This is a genomic window from Burkholderia sp. Ap-955 (genome assembly GCF_011753045.1).
Lineage (GTDB): Bacteria > Pseudomonadota > Gammaproteobacteria > Burkholderiales > Burkholderiaceae > Burkholderia > Burkholderia lata_D.
This window is the reverse complement of sequence record NZ_VWWH01000012.1, coordinates 95,101-111,855: the sequence shown is the minus strand read 5'-3', so window position 1 is coordinate 111,855 and position 16,755 is coordinate 95,101. Positions and strand designations below refer to the sequence as shown.

Sequence of the window (16,755 nt, the reverse complement as noted above, 5' to 3'; positions counted from 1 at the left end):
CCGCTTCATCGATCGTCTCTACAATTAAAATTCAATGACTTGAGATTCGTGATCCTGAGATTTATAGCCAAGCGCCGTAAGTCGTGTTTAGCTTGCGCTCTTCGGAAAATTTCCGAGGCGGCGTAAACGGCTTGCACTTTCGGATCCAAGCGACCTGTCCTCATACATACTCCACTCCTCGAAATGTGGAGGCGGATAAATCTGCGGGGCAGTCGACAACATTCATTTCTCGGACGTTTTAGTTTCGAATGATTGAGCGTATCTCTTCTTTCTAGAAAATTCGTATAGCGCGCACCGAGTATCTGTCCCGGACTGCGCCGGGATTTGACCGGCTCCCCCACCCCTAACTTGAAAAAAGGAAAAGAAATGGCCACTTTGAAACCGCGTCCCGTGGGCCCCACTCACTGGATGACTCGCAAAAACGTACCGAAAGCACCCGCCGATCTTCAACAGCTACGGGCTATAGGGTCCAGAGCGGGTGTTATCCAGATTGTTGCTCCACGACACGTTTACCGACCGGCGTATCTTCGAAGCGCAGAGCAAAATGATCACGAGTTGGTCACTCAGCCGCTGGCATCACCGACGGGCCCAGGAGGAGCGGCGGGTTTTAGAAACCGAGGCGGCAGTCAGCTTCTTCAACCCGAAGTGATGAATGTGTACCTCGGACCGTATTGGGGAGACCAAGGGTTTCTGGAAACGTTTAGTAAGGCTATCGTGGAGTACGGCTACCTGCAGCCGCTTATGGATCTTGGCTACGGAACTGGTCCGGGGCGCTATAACGGATCAGTAGTTGGACCGACGCTGGACTCAGGCTCCATTTTTACCGACTCCGACGCTCAACAGGTAATCAAGTCGCTTATATCGGACGGTACGCTTGTAGCCAACGCGAATAGTCTTTTCATGCTCATACTTCCCGATGGAGTTACATCGCGGTTTGACGGCAACGGGGATGAGTCTTGTAGCGCGTACTGTGGATATCATGACGCATTCTCCTTTAATGGCCTCGACACTGCATATGCCGTGCTTCCTTCTCCCACCGGATGCAATGGTTGTGGTAATGGCGATGTCGGAGATTTCACTGCGGTTTATGGTCACGAACTTGCAGAGGCGGCTACTGACAAGGTTCCTGGGAAAGGGTGGATGGCTGATGATGGCCAGGAGAACGGTGATCTGGAAGCCTGGATATTGTTTGGATGGGGGCCTCCGACAGATCCGCGTCGTTACACTGTTCAAGGTTACTACACCAACCAACGCGGAAATACGGTTGGATCTTGGTCTGGACCGGAAGCTTAAGACGTTTCAATGAAATCGATGTTTCACGACCGGCTGCAAACACGGCGTTGCAGTTTTTGTGTCGATCGAACTCGCTTCGCTTCAGTAGCATGGGGACGCTCGCGTTGCGAAAATATGCTCTTCGATTGTGACGTTGGTTGGTTTTTTTGACCGTGCCCCCCTAAACCTGAGTGGGCACCGGCGCTCATAGCGCGATAATTCGACAAGGGGCGGACTCACGGCAGCCGACCGCTTCCGCCCCGAAGCGGTCAGCCAATTTTCTCGAAGCTGGCCGTTCGATCCAGGCGAGTGTTCGCTCCAAGTGCATCCCAAACTTGCATTCCCCGATACCAACCGACGATGGGGATCAGTGCCGCTGCGCCGAAAATTGAACTCATTAAAATGGCAAGTAGATGCTCGCCCGCAACTGACCTGAAAACAAACCCTAAAACGACGACGGCCACGAAAAGCGCACCAAACAAAATGGCGGCAAAGCGCAGCGACGATATAGAGGAAACACCCTCAATGCGGCCGCTCTGATGGTTGCGCCACCCCTCCAACGTTTGCCAATCATTCGGGGCCCGGAGTACTGCAGTTACGATCATTCCGCTCTCAACTCGAACAGTTCCGACGATCTGCACAGCGCATTGTCGCTGACCGTCTATGGTGGCATAGAATACAGTGTTCGCCCCGAACCTCGTTCGGGTCGTTACCGCGCCCGATACATCGTCGATTGCCGCTGTAACCGGTAGAGCTTCATTTTTCTCATGCTCCAGTCATCCAACGACGCTGATTGTCGATGATGCAGGCAATTGCGTCGAGCGACTCTTCATGGCCGTCGGCGGCCCTATCCAGGCAGGCCAGGGCGCCGTCGATCGCTGATAGTTTCCAAGTTGATCGCAGAAGTCCTTGGACATCACACGCAATCGGAGTCAGCGCAGAAGCACTGCACCAGACCATGCAGACACCATCTAGTCGTCTGACGTCAGTAGCAGACGAAAATCAGCCCACGATCTGGCGCTGCATGAGAAAGAACCTCATGTCGTCGCGCCCCTGCATTGAAATCGGTTTCGGATCGCGATTAAAGCCGAGCATTTCATAAAATGGGTATGCTGATTCGCGCGCCGTACACCAGAGCAATAATCCACGCTGTTCGCGGACATGACGAATGGATAGATTGACCAGAAGGCGTCCGAATCCCAAACCACGCACCGATGGATGGACGGCCATGCCGCGAAGGCGCCACGCTTCAGCGTTCAAAACACCGGCTTGTCCTTCTTGACATACGGACGCCACAGCCACAATACCGTCGTTATCACGCACGGCAAAATGCATCGTCGTCGGGGCGAAGTCTCCGGGTAGAGCGCTCCCCTCCTCATCGCCGGCCATCAAGATTGCGGCCCTGAGGGGATAGGTTTCTTCCGCACGAACGGCGCAGATGGTAAAGCGCACATCTTGTGAAGTCATCTAATTATCAGCTCGCTTCATGACGCAGATTTTCTTCCGGTTCGCGTTCGGCATACCCACTCGCAAAATTATCAGTTGCCGAACGTTACCAGTAAGGGTAATTTCCTATCCGTTATCTCTTTTTCAATCATACGCTAACTGCGATCACAGATGACGTCAAAAGTCTCGACAGATGCAGAGCTTGCCTACGACGAGATCCGATCGAGGATCTTTGACGGCCGCCTTGCGCCTGGACAGAAAGTATCCCATCGAGGCCTGTCGGACGAACTCGGCTTCGGCCAAATGCCCGTGCGCAGCGCATTGCATTTGCTCGAATCCGAAGGGCTGGTCGTCGTGATCGAAAAGAGTGGGACCTATGTCGCCTCGCCGACAACGAGTGATCTCCGCGAAATTTTTGAAATGCGGCTGGCCCTCGAGAGTACAGCGGCATTTCTTGCAGCCAGGTCGGGCGTAACGGCAGACCTTCGCGACGCAGCAGAGAAAATGCAGGACTTGATTGACCGGGACGTCGCGGACATCATGCTCGAGCAACGTGTCGGCTGGGTCTTTCATCAAGCGTTATTTGCTGCAGCAAGAAACGTGCGAATCTCATCGGCGTATGGTCTATTGCGAGCCCAGACATTAGCGCTAAACGAACTCCCGCGTAGCGACGACGAAACCGTTCGGCGCGGCACGATCGAGCACCTAAAAATCTTTCACGCAATCGAAGCGAACGACGGCGAGCTTGCGCGTCAGCATATGTGGAATCACATCGTTGACGGTACGCCCGCACGGATAAAACTACTAAAGGCGCGGCATGAAAACGAAAAATAAGGGACTTTCCCTCCCGATGCAAATGCTTGGCGGGCTCGTCCTGGGCGTCGCTTGCGGCGTGTTTGCTCCTGGCTTTGCCGGGAAACTGGGCTTTCTCAGCGCGATGTTCGGCCACGCGATCAAGATGGTCGTCATGCCGTTGATCTTCCTGTCGGTCACGGTCGGTGTCTTTCGTGCCGGCCGACTGCGCGAACGGCTTGGCAAGGTCGCACTATCCAGTATCGTCTTCTTCGTCTTGATGACCGGCCTGGCTGCGTCGCTCGGCCTGCTGCTCAACTTTGCATTTCGACCGGGTCTTGGTGCGAGCCTCATTCACTCCGGATCGATGCCCACCGCGCTCGCGTCCAGCATCGACTGGACGAAATTTCTCGTTGATTTGATCCCCGCGAACATCGTCGCTGCGCTCGCTGCAGGGAATTCTCTCCCGGTACTCGTTTTCGGCGTCATTTTCGGTGCGGCCTTGTCGGCTGCCCCGGAGCGTGCCGAGCCCGCGATCGCCGTTTTCGAGGCGCTTCTGTCGGGGCTGTTCAAGATGACCCAGTGGGTGATCGCATGGTCGCCGCTCGCGATCTTCGCCGCGATCGCGCAGCTGTTGTCGGCCAAGGGCTTCACCGGCGTGCACTCGCTCGTCGAGCTTCTGGGCGTGGCCTATCTCGGCATGGCGGTGCTGGCGGTGGTACTCACCCTCGTCATTCGCGTCGCCGGTCAGTCGCCTCTCGCCGTTCTCAGGAAGGTGAAGGAACCGCTGATTCTTGGTTTCACGACGCGGTCGTCCGAAATTACCTACCCGTTGCACCTGAAGAAGCTGGTCGAATTCGGCGTTCCCCACGGCGTGGCGTCCACGATCTTGCCGCTCGCCTATATTTTCAATCGCGACGGCGCAGTCCTTTACACGGCCCTTGCAGTCGGCTATCTGGCCGACGCATATCATCTCGCCTGGTCCTGGCCGCTGGTGATCACGATTTTGATTTTGACGATCATCACCATCGACGGAGCAGCCAATGTGCCCTCCGGAGCGATCGTAGCCATCACCATCGTGCTGACGTCGATCGGATTGCCGGCCGATGCGGTGCTGCTGCTGTTGGGCGTCGACGCCTTTTTCGACATGGGGAGAACCGCCCTCAACGTCTACGGGAGCACGGCGGCGGCGGCTGTTGCGGTGAGACTTTCCGGTTCGGAGGACAGTATCGCCGCCGACACCGTGACGCGTCAGGCGAGCGTGTGAGTGCCTCGGAAGCGACGGGCGCAGGGCGCTTCACTGTTGCGCCCGCCCATTGCAAGGCCCCGGGGCACATCCACTCGAGTATCCGGGTACGGCGAAGAGAACAGGATTGGATGAACGTTCGTTTCCATTGATCTTCAGTTAGCAGAACAACGGATCTTTTGCAGGAGAAACAGTATGGTTGGTTCAGAGTCTGCAGATTATTTCATGCTGCGCCTAGGCACGCCGCATCCGACATGGGCGTTGACGGATGACAGCAACATGATTGCCATTGGCAACTGTGACGGCGTGGTGAGTGCCCTGTTCGAGCTGGATCGCAACCAAATCGCACGGATTAGAGGATTGGGCCAATCGGTGGAGAGAATCAAGTGTATGTGCGACCGCGCTGGCCGGGAGCTGCACTTTTATCTCCATGGCAGACAGGTGTCTCGCGGCGTGTGGGCCGGGGTCGCGTCGGCCGATCCCGACTATCTGCCGACCGCCGCGATGATCGCAACGTGGACAGTTCCGAAGAAGCCCTGCGATGCCTTCAATTTTCCGAGCATGAGTGCACGTCGGGTCGCATCCGTTAGCCCGGCCTAAACTGCGATCACAGATTATTGCGCAAGGTCGAGCCGGAGAAGCCCCGACTTTCGGGGCCGATCGTTTGAGATGCTCGTCTGGCTGCACGCGCACGCCGTTCAGTGTCTTTGGTTCTGGCACACTCAACCTCGGATCGCCAGGACCACTTTGCTGGCCAGTTCACCGGCCAGCGCTTTTCATTCATGGGTATGCAGTCATCGCGCGACACCCTTTCATCGCGCCGCTCAATCGCGAGGCTACGCGGAAGCCCGCAAAAAGCATCCCGCCAACACTGCAGCAGTACCTGCGCCGCACGCGACAATACGCAACGCGTGAAGCTCGCCAAGCCCCACGCCCGTCCGCTCCAGAACCGAAAACTCCGCTCTCCTCAACCGCCCTGCGACGCTCACAGCATCACCGCCCAAGCCGCCGGCTCGCTCCGAGCACTCCCCGGCCGAACAAAATCCGAAACATTCATCGAAACCGTATCGGCCTTCGCCTTTGAGCGCGTCTTCCGCGCGACTGCCAGGATCGACGTCAAATGCTCGTAAAAGCATTCGAGCTGTCGTGCGTCAGACGCCAGTCGCTCAAGGTCGCACGCCTTCTCGAGAATCAATCGAGCAATATGAAAACGCTGAAGTCCGTGACCGACCCGAATCTGAAACACGACGCCATCGCTGCTATGCGGCACCCCCGCCCACACAAGCGAACTGCGATCCATAAAGCCTCCGAAAAATCCTAATCGTCACACCAATATGCCAGCCATCTCCGGGGTTGCATATTTGTATTTCAAAATTGTGGCGTTTCACACATTGGCATTTTCGTAAAACTCGAATATTGCGCCGCAGCAAAAGTGTCCGTAGACTGGGTTCGCGCGTCCGATGTAGTTGCCCCGCAATTGCCCCACGACGGGAGAGCACGCGATGACGACTTCTTCACCAGCACTGGGCCAAGGCCCCCCTGCGCTCCACGTGTTCCAGCAAGATGGCGGCTGGCACTGGGGCATCACGGTTCCTCGCTCCGCGGGATCCGGCTTCAAACTGATCGCATTCAGTACCGACGTCTTTTCCACGGAAGACACTGCCCAACGCGACGGCGATCGGGCGTTGGCCTCCATCGTCGCCCGTGACGTGCATTGAATGCGGCGGATCGAGCCATTGCGCCTTCCTTGAATTTTCACAGTCAACTGCAATACTCCTATCACCCTTCGTTGCGAGATCGCTTACCGCACACGATGACGGACTTCGCCACTTGTCTGACCTACCCGATCGTCGGTGACGATCCAGGCCGGCCGCTCACTTCCCGCGGCCTCGGTTGCGGTACGTTGCAATCAAGCTCCCCGCGAACGTCACACGAGAAAAATGCGGCACAGAGGCTGCCGCGGCCACGCAATGGCGCATCGTGCTCGAAAGCAATCGAGAGACGATCATTGCCGCGGTCAATCGACAGACGTTGCCGAAAAACAGCCGGCAGACCCCACTCGACCCGTCAGACTTCTCAACCGAGGCCTGCTTGCGGGCCGGCATGCCGATAGCCGACAGGAGGCGTGACATGAACATCCGGATCTTGATGCCCTGCACCCTGGTTCTTGTTGCCCTCCATGCTCACGCGGTAGATATCACCGGCGCAGGCAGCACGTTCGCCGCCCCGATTTATGCAAAGTGGGCAGACGCGTACAAGCGGGCGGGCGGCGGCAAGGTCAACTATCAAGGCATCGGCTCGTCGGGCGGCCTGAAGCAGATCAACGCGAAGACAGTCGATTTTGCCGGTTCGGATGCTCCGCTGAAGGATGACGAGCTCGCGAAGGCAGGCCTGTTCCAGTTCCCGACGGTGGTCGGTGGCGTGGTGCCGGTCGTCAACGTGCCGGGCGTGAAGGCCGGCGAACTGACACTGTCAGGCCCGGTGCTCGGCGACATCTACCTCGGCAAGATCAAGAAGTGGAACGACCCGGCGATCGTCGCGCTGAACCCGAAGGTGAAGCTATCGGACACGGACATCGCCGTGGTTCGCCGTGCCGACGGCTCGGGCACGAGCTTCATCTGGACGAACTACCTGTCGAAGGTCAACGGCGAATGGAAGTCGAAGGTCGGCGAAGGTACGACGGTCAATTGGCCGACGGGCACGGGCGGCAAGGGCAACGACGGCGTCGCCGCGTTCGTGCAGCGCCTGCCGGGCGCGATCGGCTACGTCGAATGGGCGTACGCGAAGAAGAACAACATGGTCTACACCGCGCTGAAGAACTCGACGGGCACGGTGGTCGAGCCGAAGACGGAAACGTTCAAGGCGGCGGCTGCCGGCGCGAACTGGTCGAAGTCGTTCTATCAGATCCTGACGAACGAGCCGGGCAAGGAAGCATGGCCGGTCGTCGGCGCGACGTTCGTGCTGCTGTATGCAACGCAAGAGAAGCCGGCACAAGGCACGGAAACGCTCAAGTTCTTCGACTGGGCATTCCACAACGGCAACCAGGCCGCCACGGAGTTGGACTACATCTCGCTTCCCGAATCGGTGGTATCCGAAATCCGCACGCAATGGAAAGCGAAAATCAAGGATGCGTCCGGTAAGCCGATTGCAAACTGAGTAGTCCGGATGAGACGCGCAATCGCCCGCATTCGCCACGCAGCGAAGGAGGACGTCCCTTTGATGACCTTCCGGACGGTCCGTCACGACCGCCAATCGACGCACACCGCGATGGCGAGCGCGCCTGATTTGAACATCGGACGGACGCACTGCCGATCACGTTGCAATCAGCGGACGATTTGAACCATGAGCGAAGAAGTGATTCGCCGCGCCGACGCGTTCCTGAAAGGCTGACGCACATGCCTTGCGAAGCGTGCATGAACATGCGCATGATGTCCGATCCCGTCGCGCATCGCGGACTGGTGGAATTGCACAAGCCAACGAAATTGCGGCCGCTAGGTCGGCCTGCAATCGTCGTGCGACAGTATCGCTGCCGTCTTTGCACGACGAACTGGCTGGTGGAGTCCGATCCGTTGCAGACCGGCGTCACCGAATGGCTCTGCCTGAATGAGGCATCGAACATTCTCGCCCCCTCTTCCACGCGGCAGCCGAACGACGTGGCAACCGGGCACCTGGGAGAAGCCGGTGTCGGGAACCCGACGTTACCGCTCAGCCCGGCTCGTGGCGATGGAGGCAGCGCCATTTTTTTGCGCGCTACGGCAGGTAAGGCGTGATGTTCGTCAACGCACGAGATACGTACGCCTCCTTCTCCCCGACCGGCGCCACGTAGTGCAGTGCGCTTCGCGCCGCTTCCTCGCCTTCCAGGCGCGCAATGATCCATGCGGCCAGATACGGCGAAGCAAGGCAGCCACCTGCCGTTGCGACATTGCCTTGAGCGAAGAAAGGCTGATTGAGGACTTCGACGCCCGCCTCGACGACCCAGGGTTTGGTCGTGAGGTCCGTGCACGCCGGGATGTTGTCGAGAAGGCCAAGCTTTGCGAGAACCAGCGTACCCGAGCATTGGGCGCTAATCAGTTGCCGGGTCGGATCGAGATTCAGTTGCTCCATCAGCGTCGCGTCGTTGACGACGTCCCGGGTTTGAATCCCGCTCCCGACGATGACGGCATCCGCCGCGCGTGCGTCCGCCAACGTCGACTGCGCCTGCACGGTCACACCGTTCATCGATGTGACGAATTGCTCCGGGCATGACAGCGTCACCCGCCAGTCGGGCTTCTTGATGCGATTGAGTACGCCCAGCGCGATGAGGGAATCGAGTTCGTTGAAGCCCTGGAAGGTCAGAATCGCGATGTGCATGGGATGCCTTGGCTGTGGTCTGTCGATGCATATTGCCAGATCGGCGCGATGAACGGATTTACGTTGGCGAAAACTTGCGGGTGCTGTTTCGGCCACTGGGACCTGGTCGGAAGTGTGCACGTCGCGTTCTCACATCAGCGCTGCTTTCCGGACCGGCAGTTCATGAAGCGTAGCCTCACCGGGGAATCTCTTTCCGTTTGGCACGGTGGGTTTGGAAAGTCAGCGGACAGTCTGTCCGACAACCCGAGCCCACACCGCCCGAATGCGTCGCGCGCGGTCTTCGAAGAGATATGACGCGGCAAGCGTAAAGGCACCTGAAATTGCCCCCGTCACGATGTGCTCGACATACGGGATGCGGTAGTGACTCGTGTGCGAGTAGGCGTCACCCAACGTGGTCAGGACGCCAACGACCAGCGCATTGCCGTATCGATGCGCGTAGAGTTTTGACACAGGCGTGAACGTCAGAAGTACAGCCAAGAGTCCAGTCAGCAGACCCGTATGAAATGCGATAGTCCAGTGGGCAAGGCTCGTGATATTTCCCCAGCTCCCCGGCATGCACGTCATGCACGCACTGGTCGGCTGCCAGAAACGCTGGACAAACAGTCTGACGCGGTGGTTCCACTCGGTTGACATGATGCATTCCCATCAATGCCTTCGTCGCGGCCGGAGCCGCCACACGTATCGTTGAGACAGTTTCCGAACACTGTAGCGAGCTCGCCGCCGTCGTCACGAATGGGTCGACAGTGCGCCGTAGAGGCTTGGCAATGACCTGAACATGGGGGAATACTACTCCACGATTAGACGGTCGCTGTTTCGATCGAGACCGAAATTTCAACGCTCGAGTCTATCGGGGCGGCCCCGTCCGTGACGCGTATCGAACGAGGTGCTTGTGTGCGAAGTCGCGGGCCGGGATCGACCCGGAGCGGTCCTTTCGTGATTTTGCAAGCGGTCATTCGATCGACCAATTACGTCTTTCGTGGCCAACCACCCGACGATGTCTATAAGCCGTCAAACATAACAAATCCTTTCGTCCACTCGATTTGACCGACTTGGTCCACTTTCCAATAGACTTCCGCAAACACACCGTAAGACAGGAAACCCTTGCCTTTACGGTGAAAGTCGGCAGCATGAATCGACCGGTCTGTCTTGCAGACACCGTCAAAGTGGAATCCTTGTTCAGCAAGGGTCCTTTCGAGTATCCGAGCATCCGATCCAGGAGGGAAACCAGCATTCAATCGGGCGTCAAGTTCAGGCGATGTTCCAAGCCGGCCCATGGTTTTCAACGTTTCCTGTCCGGTCCTGTCCTTAGGCGGGCATGCACCCCAGTAACCACCACTCGCCGTCACGTTTTGCAATAGAGCCGGCGACTCGTCCTGTTCCTGCTTGCAAGCACCGAGACACAGGCAAAGTACAAATGTCACAGCAATCAAAATGGACGAGTGAAGACTGGATCGCATATTTGTGCCACCTCCCCTGTCTCATGCACTTTGTTCTAGTTGTATCTCGATTGTTTGTTGGCGATGTACATTTCCCAGACCCGCGAAAATCGGATTAATTGTTGCCGATCTCCGATACTGTCGATTGACCGCTTCTGGCCGGCCGCTGTCCGACGCGGCCGCCCAAGCACACCCCATTGCTGCAGATCGAGCCGTTGCACCTCGACGGCAAGTGTCAGAGCACAACGGTCACACGCTCCGAAGATCCGAAAGCTTGCCCTCTCTTGACGGGATCGGCTTCAGCAACTGAAAGCCCGGCGCACCTCGCAATTGACCTGACTCCAGCCCCGCACCCAGCACGACTTGCGCCCCCAATGGCAAGCCATGATCAGAGGTCTCCGCGCACCTCACCGGTTCCCAGCGCGCTCCGCTGCCGGTTGACTTCCGCCCAAAGCTCATCGCTGTCGTCATTGCGCAGCACGACCATCCAGTCCAGTTGATCGTCAGTCACGTCGAAGTATTCCAGGATTTCCCGGCGAGCCGCGTCGATGAACTGCGCGTATTCCGGAGTTGCCTGGGCCCGCGCGTGCAAGGCGTCGTATTCGGCATCGTCCGCGCCGCCGCCGTGCTCGTCGATATAGCGCGAGATCCACTGATCCCGTTCGCGGTCGTAGTCCGCCTCGGCGCGCATCGCCTGCAAAGCCGTGTAGAAATCCAATTGGGCAAACGCGGCGATCGCCGCCGTTGTCGCCTCGTCGAATGTAGTCGTCATTCCATCTCTCATGTCGTTCATCGCACATCATCGCACGGGCTGCACCCCGGCAGGCGCCTCGAGTCCGGACCGCGCGCACATGCCATAATTCGCCCGTTCCCGAGCTACCGGATGCATCGTGTCATACGCGAAATGATTTTGATCAGATCACTTGCCGCCTACCTGTTGATGGCTGGATGTCTTGCTGCAGCGCACGCCGAGACGTATCCGCCAGAAGTATCGAGAAACATCGACAAGCTTCAGTCCCAATGTGCCCGCAAGTCCAACGATCCCAAAGCCCCAGCCTGCATCGAATACAAGGCCACGTTGGCCCGCACCATTCCATCTGCCGTCCAGGCATTGATGCATCAGGAAGAAGTCGCCAATGACAAATGCCGGAACGGCCCGGCACCAAAATTATTGCCTGACGGGCAATATGCTCCGGGAAGCGCCTGCGCACAACGCGAACAGTTGATGAAGACTCTTCACCAGCACGGCTGGTGCTGGGGCCATACGGACATGGATAGCTACCTCCCGGGTTGGGTGATCTGTCATCCCGGTGAATGGCAGTAAGGCCGCACCCATAGCGGGACAGCATTCCGCAAGGCTGCGAAGGCGGATTGCAGGTCCCAGCCTTCGCCGGCGATGCTCGCACCCGCTGCTGCCGCAGCAAGCAGTCGAACTGGTTTCCCGGCAATGCGTCCAGTCTTTCGGTCTGCCTTTGCAGCGCTAATCCTCGCCGCCGTCCTGGCATCAGCAACGGGCGCTTGTCCCGGCGGACTTTCCTGAACCTCCCGTTTCAGCCTCAAACGGTGGTTCTGAAATTTGCGTCGACGGATCGCGATGGGCTGCAGATTCAACCCGACGACGCCACACACTCGAGGTTACCTTCAGCCGTCGAACCGCCAGCCATATTCAATGGCTGGCGAGCCGCATCTCCACGCATCAGGACGGACGTTTCCCGCGGGCACCAGCGGGTTTGCCAGCCGGCTTGCGCGCGCCCGCCGCCGGCTTGCCGGCAGATTTGCCACGCGGCTTCTGCACGCTGAACGGGCTGCCGATGGTGTAGTCCGGTCCGTTACCGGCCGGCTTCGCGTGCGGCGCCGCAGCCTTGCGCTTGTTCTCACCACCTTGCGGACGCGGCTTCTTACCCGCCACCGGCATGGCAGCCGACGCAGCTTGCGACACTTTGGGCTTCTTCGGTTTTTTGGGTTTCTTGATGATCTGGCCCGTCGCGCTGGTTTCCGGCACGCGGTGTTCGGCCTCGAAACCCGGCTCTTCTTCACGGCGCAGCGTTTGCTTGATCAGCGCTTCGATCGCGGCCAGTTGCGGCGCTTCATCCGCACACACCAGGGACACCGCCACGCCACTGGCGCCTGCGCGCCCGGTACGGCCGATGCGGTGCACATAGTCTTGCGCCACGATCGGCAGGTCCACGTTGATCACCAACGGCAGGTCGTCGATATCCAGCCCGCGCGCCGCCACATCGGTGGCCACCAGCATCTGGACCTCGCCCGTCTTGAAGCGCTCCAGCGCACGCAGGCGCGCCGGTTGCGGCTTGTCGCCGTGGATGGTGTCGACTGCATAGCCCGCTTCGTCCAGCATCGCCGCCAGGTAATCCACGCCATTGCGCGTCTTGACGAATACCAGCGCATGCTCCCACTTGTTCTCGGCCACGAGGTGCATGAAAAGGTCGGGCTTGTTCCGCTTGTCCACCGTCACCACCCACTGCTTGATCTTGCTGGCCGTGGCATTGGGCGGGCTGACGCTGATGTTGACCGGACTACGCAGAATGGTCGCCGCCATCGCGCGGATATCGTCGGTAAACGTGGCCGAGAACAGCAGCGTCTGGCGCTGCGCGGGCAGCGCGGCAAAGACGGCGTTGAGTTCGCGCGCAAAGCCGAGATCCAGCATGCGGTCGGCTTCGTCCAGCACCAGCGTCTGCACCTGATCGAACTGCACCGCGTTCTGGCGATTGAGGTCCAGCAAACGGCCCGGCGTGGCTACGAGCACATCCACGCCCTTGCGCAACTTCATCATCTGCGGATTGATGCTCACGCCGCCGTAAGCGGCCAGAAATCGCAAATCGAGGCCCTTGCCGTACGCGATGAAGCTTTGCAACACCTGTTCAGCCAGTTCACGCGTGGGCACCAGCACCAGCACCCGTGCGCGGTTGCTGGACACCGCCGGGCCGTGTTGCACCAGCCGCTGCAACAGCGGCAGCGCAAACCCCGCCGTCTTGCCCGTGCCGGTCTGGGCGCCCGCCATCACGTCCTTGCCACCGAGCACGGCAGGAATCGCCTTGGCCTGCACCGGCGTGGGGGCCTGGTAATTGAGGTCCTGCAGGTTACGCAGCAAGGGATCGATCAGGCCGAGCGAGGCAAAAGACATGGACGTATTCCGGACTAAAACCGCAATTCTAGCGGTTGCCGGGCGGATCGAGGCCCACAGCGCCGGCTGGGCGGCGCCGATGGGGAGCGGCGACACGGCCAACCGACAGCCGCCGCTGGCGCGAAGCACGCAAATCACCTCCCTCTTCCCGCATCAAATCGCCTCTCGCAGCCACGCCATCCCTTTGCCCGCCCTTCACGGTTCGGGCCGCTAGATGAGGGGAAGACACCTATCTCGCGTCTCCCGGTTGACGCCGAAGGCCGGCTTGCGCCGCTCGACGCCGCTCGATGACGAAAGCCAGGTGTTAAGCTCGATGCCGACGCGCCGTCGCACATCGACGCGCTCCGAACCCTGTCGCTACGACCACCACGAGCCTCCCATGCCCCTCGCCCCTTCCGTCCTCTCCGCGTTCACGCCGACCGGCAAGCTGCGCGCGTCGATCAACCTCGGCAACCCGATCCTCGCGAACCGCGACCCGGCGACGGGCGAACCGTTCGGCGTGTCGATCGACCTTGCGCGCGCGTTCGCCGAGCGCCTGTCGGCCGAGCTGGAACTGGTCGTGTTCGACACTGCCGGCAAATCGGTGCAGGCACTGACCGACGAGCGTGCCGATTTCGGCTTCTTCGCCGTCGATCCGCTGCGCGGCGAAACGGTCACGTTCACGGCGCCGTACGTGCTGATCGAAGGGTTCTATCTGGTGCGCGACGCGTCGCCGATCCGCACGAACGCGGACGTCGACCAGCCGGGCAACCGCGTGACCGTTGGCAAGGGCAGCGCCTACGACCTGTTCCTCACGCGCGAACTGAAGGCCGCGCAGATCGTGCGTGCACCCACGTCGCAAGCCGTCGTGCAGACCTTCCTCGAAGAGCAACTGGAAGTGGCCGCAGGCGTGAAGCAGCAGCTCGAGGCCGACGCCGCTAAAACGCCCGGCCTGCGCCTGCTCGACGAGCGGTTCATGGTGATCCGGCAGGCCATGGGTGTGCCGAAGAGCCGCGGCGAAGCGGCCGCGGCTGCACTGAATGCGTTCGTCGAGGAAATGAAGGCGTCAGGCTTCGTCGCGGATTCGCTGCGAAGGCATGGCATCACCGGCGCATCCGTCGCGCCGCAAGCGTGATTGCATCGGGCGTGGCGCAGCGCGCCGGGACCGCGCTCGGCCCGCTCACCGGCCGCTTCGGGTGCGAGCAGCCGCGATCGCTTCCCGCTTTTCCACTCGGCATGGCGGATATGACCGGCCGGACCGAGGTCCCGGCGCTCAGTACGACTTGACCGCCACCGTGGTCGGCGACTCGCTCAACGGGACGAATCGGCGCGTGGTGCCGTCGAGTGCGTCGATGCGCCCCATCTCGATGTCGTAGACCCAACCGTGCAGATTCATGCGTCCTTGCTCGAGCGCGAGGGCAACCGACGGATGCGTGCGCAGGTTGGCGAGCTGCGCGATCACGTTCTCGCGCACCAGACCGTCGAGCTTGGCCCGAGGGGAGTCGAACTGATGCGCGGCATTGATGGCTTTCGCGGCATCGGAATGGCGCAACCAGTTCGCGACAGCCGGCATATGGTCGAGACACGTACACCGCGAGATCGCGCCCATCGCACCGCAATCCGAGTGCCCGCAAATGACGATATCCCGCACGCCGAGCACGGCGACCGCGTATTCGACGGTGGCCGACACGCCGCCCGGTTCCGGTCCGTACGACGGGACGATGTTGCCCGCGTTGCGAATCACGAACAGTTCGCCCGGCTCGCGCTGCGTCAGCAGTTCGGGCACCACGCGGCTGTCCGAGCACGTCACGAACAGCGCCTTGGGATTCTGGGTGGTCGCGAGCTGCTTGAACAGCTCGACACGTTGCGGATAGACCTCGCGCTGAAAGCGCAGAAAGCCGTCGATGATGTCGCGCACGGGACTCTCCTGATACGAATTCACGGCGGGCGGCAATGTGATGGCGCGCCGCGTCCGCCAAGGCGGGCGCCATTATCGCAGATCGACGGCGTCGTGATGAGGCCGGCGCGGGCGTCGGCCGGCCGGACTCCCTCGACGCGCCCCCATGCGCGCACGGCGCATCCGATCCGGTCCGCCCGGGACCGAAAACCCTGCACGATCCGGGGACGTCCGTCGCACCGACGCACCACCCTAAGTTGGCAGCGGCGCCCTTGATTCGAATCCGGGTTTCGGTATATTTGCGGGACACACGAGGGGACGGCGCACTCGCAAAAAATAGGGCGCCCTCAAACGACCAAAAAGCCTATAACCGAGAATAACGATCATGTCCGGCACCTACGTGCCCTACGCTTGTCGTACTTTCCTGCTTGCTTTCGATCCTTGCATCGTTCACGGCACTCAATATTTCCGATCGCCTGAATCTCATCGGGAATCGTTCGATCTGGCCTTGGATCGCTTTCGGCGGTTGCATCATGGGGCTCGGTATCTGGTCGATGCATTTCGTCGCCATGCTGGCATTTCACCTGCCGGTCGCTGTCGGATACGATATTCCCACCACCGTCGCTTCCTTGCTCATTGCGATTGCGGCTTCGACCGTCGGCTTCATCCCGCTCTCCCGCTTCGCCCTGCATTGGCCGCAACTCATTGTCAGCGCAATCGTCATGGGACTGGGCGTCGCCGGCATGCACTATCTCGGCATGCAGGCCATGAGCATCTGCTCCGGTATTCGATACCAGCCCTGGTTGGTCGCGCTGTCCGTCATCATCGCGATCCTGGCGAGCGGCGCCGCCTTGTTGCTGGCCTTCGACCTGCGCCGGCCGAGCACATTCGGCAGAACACGCCAGATCGGTTCGGCCATCGTCATGGGCGTGGCCGTGTGCGGGATGCATTATTGCGGCATGGCAGCGGCGAGTTTTGAACGTGGCAGCGACGCAACGGTGACCCTCTCCGATCTGCCCGCACCGTGGCTGGCCGGTATCGTCGTGACTTTCAGCCTGGTGATTTTCCTGGTCGCTGCCGTGATCATGCTGCTGGATGCCAGAACCAATACCCAGGCACGAGAACGCGTTCAGGCGACATTGAGCACCCATCTCGATCGACGGAATCCCACTCGCTGACAGGGCAGGCTCGACTT

At 59.9% G+C, this 16,755-nt stretch carries 18 protein-coding genes; 10 read left to right on the top strand and 8 right to left on the bottom strand.

The features are described from left to right. Window positions 1–741: 741 nt before the first annotated feature. The gene (locus tag F3J15_RS10010; protein ID WP_166890344.1) at window positions 742–1,293 is read left to right on the top strand and encodes a hypothetical protein; all 552 of its coding nucleotides are present in this window, start codon (window positions 742–744) and stop codon (window positions 1,291–1,293) included. 248 nt (window positions 1,294–1,541) lie between these two features. On the opposite strand, the gene F3J15_RS10005 is transcribed toward F3J15_RS10010, so the two are convergent. Next, entirely contained in the window at window positions 1,542–1,877 is a 336-nt protein-coding gene (locus F3J15_RS10005) for a hypothetical protein (RefSeq protein WP_166890342.1), read from the bottom strand. 397 nt (window positions 1,878–2,274) lie between these two features. Further along, the gene (locus F3J15_RS10000; RefSeq protein ID WP_166890339.1) at window positions 2,275–2,739 is read right to left on the bottom strand and encodes a GNAT family N-acetyltransferase; all 465 of its coding nucleotides are present in this window, start codon (window positions 2,737–2,739) and stop codon (window positions 2,275–2,277) included. A gap of 150 nt (window positions 2,740–2,889) precedes the next feature. Here F3J15_RS10000 and F3J15_RS09995 point away from each other — a divergent pair, with 150 nt between their 5' ends. From F3J15_RS09995 to F3J15_RS09985, 3 genes are all read left to right on the top strand, one after another. Then, a complete protein-coding gene (locus F3J15_RS09995) occupies window positions 2,890–3,552 on the top strand; it encodes a GntR family transcriptional regulator (RefSeq protein WP_089448773.1) in 663 nt (220 codons plus the stop codon). Next, window positions 3,536–4,777 (top strand): dicarboxylate/amino acid:cation symporter, encoded by a 1,242-nt coding sequence (locus tag F3J15_RS09990; RefSeq protein WP_166890336.1) that lies wholly within the window; start codon window positions 3,536–3,538, stop codon window positions 4,775–4,777. Before F3J15_RS09995 ends, F3J15_RS09990 begins: the two co-directional genes overlap by 17 nt. A gap of 174 nt (window positions 4,778–4,951) precedes the next feature. Beyond that, entirely contained in the window at window positions 4,952–5,356 is a 405-nt protein-coding gene (locus F3J15_RS09985) for a hypothetical protein (RefSeq protein WP_166890333.1), read from the top strand. Window positions 5,357–5,741: 385 nt separating this feature from the next. Here F3J15_RS09985 and F3J15_RS09980 read toward each other — a convergent pair whose 3' ends face one another. Then, window positions 5,742–6,056, bottom strand: a complete 315-nt coding sequence (locus F3J15_RS09980; protein WP_166890330.1) for a hypothetical protein — start codon at window positions 6,054–6,056, stop codon at window positions 5,742–5,744. Window positions 6,057–6,258: 202 nt separating this feature from the next. Here F3J15_RS09980 and F3J15_RS09975 point away from each other — a divergent pair, with 202 nt between their 5' ends. From F3J15_RS09975 to F3J15_RS09965, 3 genes are all read left to right on the top strand, one after another. Next, a complete protein-coding gene (locus F3J15_RS09975) occupies window positions 6,259–6,474 on the top strand; it encodes a hypothetical protein (RefSeq protein WP_069249651.1) in 216 nt (71 codons plus the stop codon). A gap of 412 nt (window positions 6,475–6,886) precedes the next feature. Beyond that, window positions 6,887–7,912, top strand: a complete 1,026-nt coding sequence (pstS, locus tag F3J15_RS09970) for a phosphate ABC transporter substrate-binding protein PstS (RefSeq protein WP_166890327.1) — start codon at window positions 6,887–6,889, stop codon at window positions 7,910–7,912. Window positions 7,913–8,169: 257 nt separating this feature from the next. Beyond that, the gene (locus tag F3J15_RS09965; RefSeq protein ID WP_166890324.1) at window positions 8,170–8,526 is read left to right on the top strand and encodes a hypothetical protein; all 357 of its coding nucleotides are present in this window, start codon (window positions 8,170–8,172) and stop codon (window positions 8,524–8,526) included. Here F3J15_RS09965 and F3J15_RS09960 read toward each other — a convergent pair. The 3 genes from F3J15_RS09960 to F3J15_RS09950 all read right to left on the bottom strand — a co-directional run bounded on the left by F3J15_RS09960 (window position 8,507) and on the right by F3J15_RS09950 (window position 11,314). Then, window positions 8,507–9,106 (bottom strand): DJ-1/PfpI family protein, encoded by a 600-nt coding sequence (locus F3J15_RS09960; RefSeq protein WP_166890321.1) that lies wholly within the window; start codon window positions 9,104–9,106, stop codon window positions 8,507–8,509. The two genes, F3J15_RS09965 and F3J15_RS09960, sit on opposite strands and share 20 nt — an antisense overlap. Window positions 9,107–9,325: 219 nt before the next feature. Next, complete coding sequence (locus tag F3J15_RS09955; protein ID WP_166890318.1) at window positions 9,326–9,739, bottom strand: hypothetical protein; 414 nt, start codon at window positions 9,737–9,739, stop codon at window positions 9,326–9,328. Window positions 9,740–10,930: 1,191 nt separating this feature from the next. Beyond that, window positions 10,931–11,314 (bottom strand): ATP-dependent protease, encoded by a 384-nt coding sequence (locus F3J15_RS09950; RefSeq protein WP_166890314.1) that lies wholly within the window; start codon window positions 11,312–11,314, stop codon window positions 10,931–10,933. A 111-nt stretch (window positions 11,315–11,425) separates the two neighbouring features. Here F3J15_RS09950 and F3J15_RS09945 point away from each other — a divergent pair, with 111 nt between their 5' ends. Beyond that, a complete protein-coding gene (locus F3J15_RS09945; protein WP_240158750.1) occupies window positions 11,426–11,866 on the top strand; it encodes a hypothetical protein in 441 nt (146 codons plus the stop codon). Window positions 11,867–12,238: 372 nt separating this feature from the next. Here F3J15_RS09945 and F3J15_RS09940 read toward each other — a convergent pair whose 3' ends face one another. Beyond that, on the bottom strand, window positions 12,239–13,684 hold the full coding sequence (locus F3J15_RS09940; protein WP_205190762.1) for a DEAD/DEAH box helicase: 1,446 nt from the start codon (window positions 13,682–13,684) through the stop codon (window positions 12,239–12,241). Between the two features lie 379 nt (window positions 13,685–14,063). Here F3J15_RS09940 and F3J15_RS09935 point away from each other — a divergent pair, with 379 nt between their 5' ends. After that, window positions 14,064–14,798 carry an ABC transporter substrate-binding protein gene (locus F3J15_RS09935; RefSeq protein WP_166890410.1) on the top strand — a complete coding sequence of 245 codons (735 nt, stop codon included), beginning with the start codon at window positions 14,064–14,066 and terminating at the stop codon, window positions 14,796–14,798. Between the two features lie 138 nt (window positions 14,799–14,936). Here F3J15_RS09935 and F3J15_RS09930 read toward each other — a convergent pair whose 3' ends face one another. Continuing rightward, window positions 14,937–15,581 (bottom strand): carbonic anhydrase, encoded by a 645-nt coding sequence (locus F3J15_RS09930; RefSeq protein ID WP_089448781.1) that lies wholly within the window; start codon window positions 15,579–15,581, stop codon window positions 14,937–14,939. Between the two features lie 407 nt (window positions 15,582–15,988). Between F3J15_RS09930 and F3J15_RS09925 the strand changes: the two genes are divergently transcribed. Then, window positions 15,989–16,738 carry an MHYT domain-containing protein gene (locus tag F3J15_RS09925; RefSeq protein ID WP_166890311.1) on the top strand — a complete coding sequence of 250 codons (750 nt, stop codon included), beginning with the start codon at window positions 15,989–15,991 and terminating at the stop codon, window positions 16,736–16,738. Window positions 16,739–16,755 lie beyond the last annotated feature (17 nt).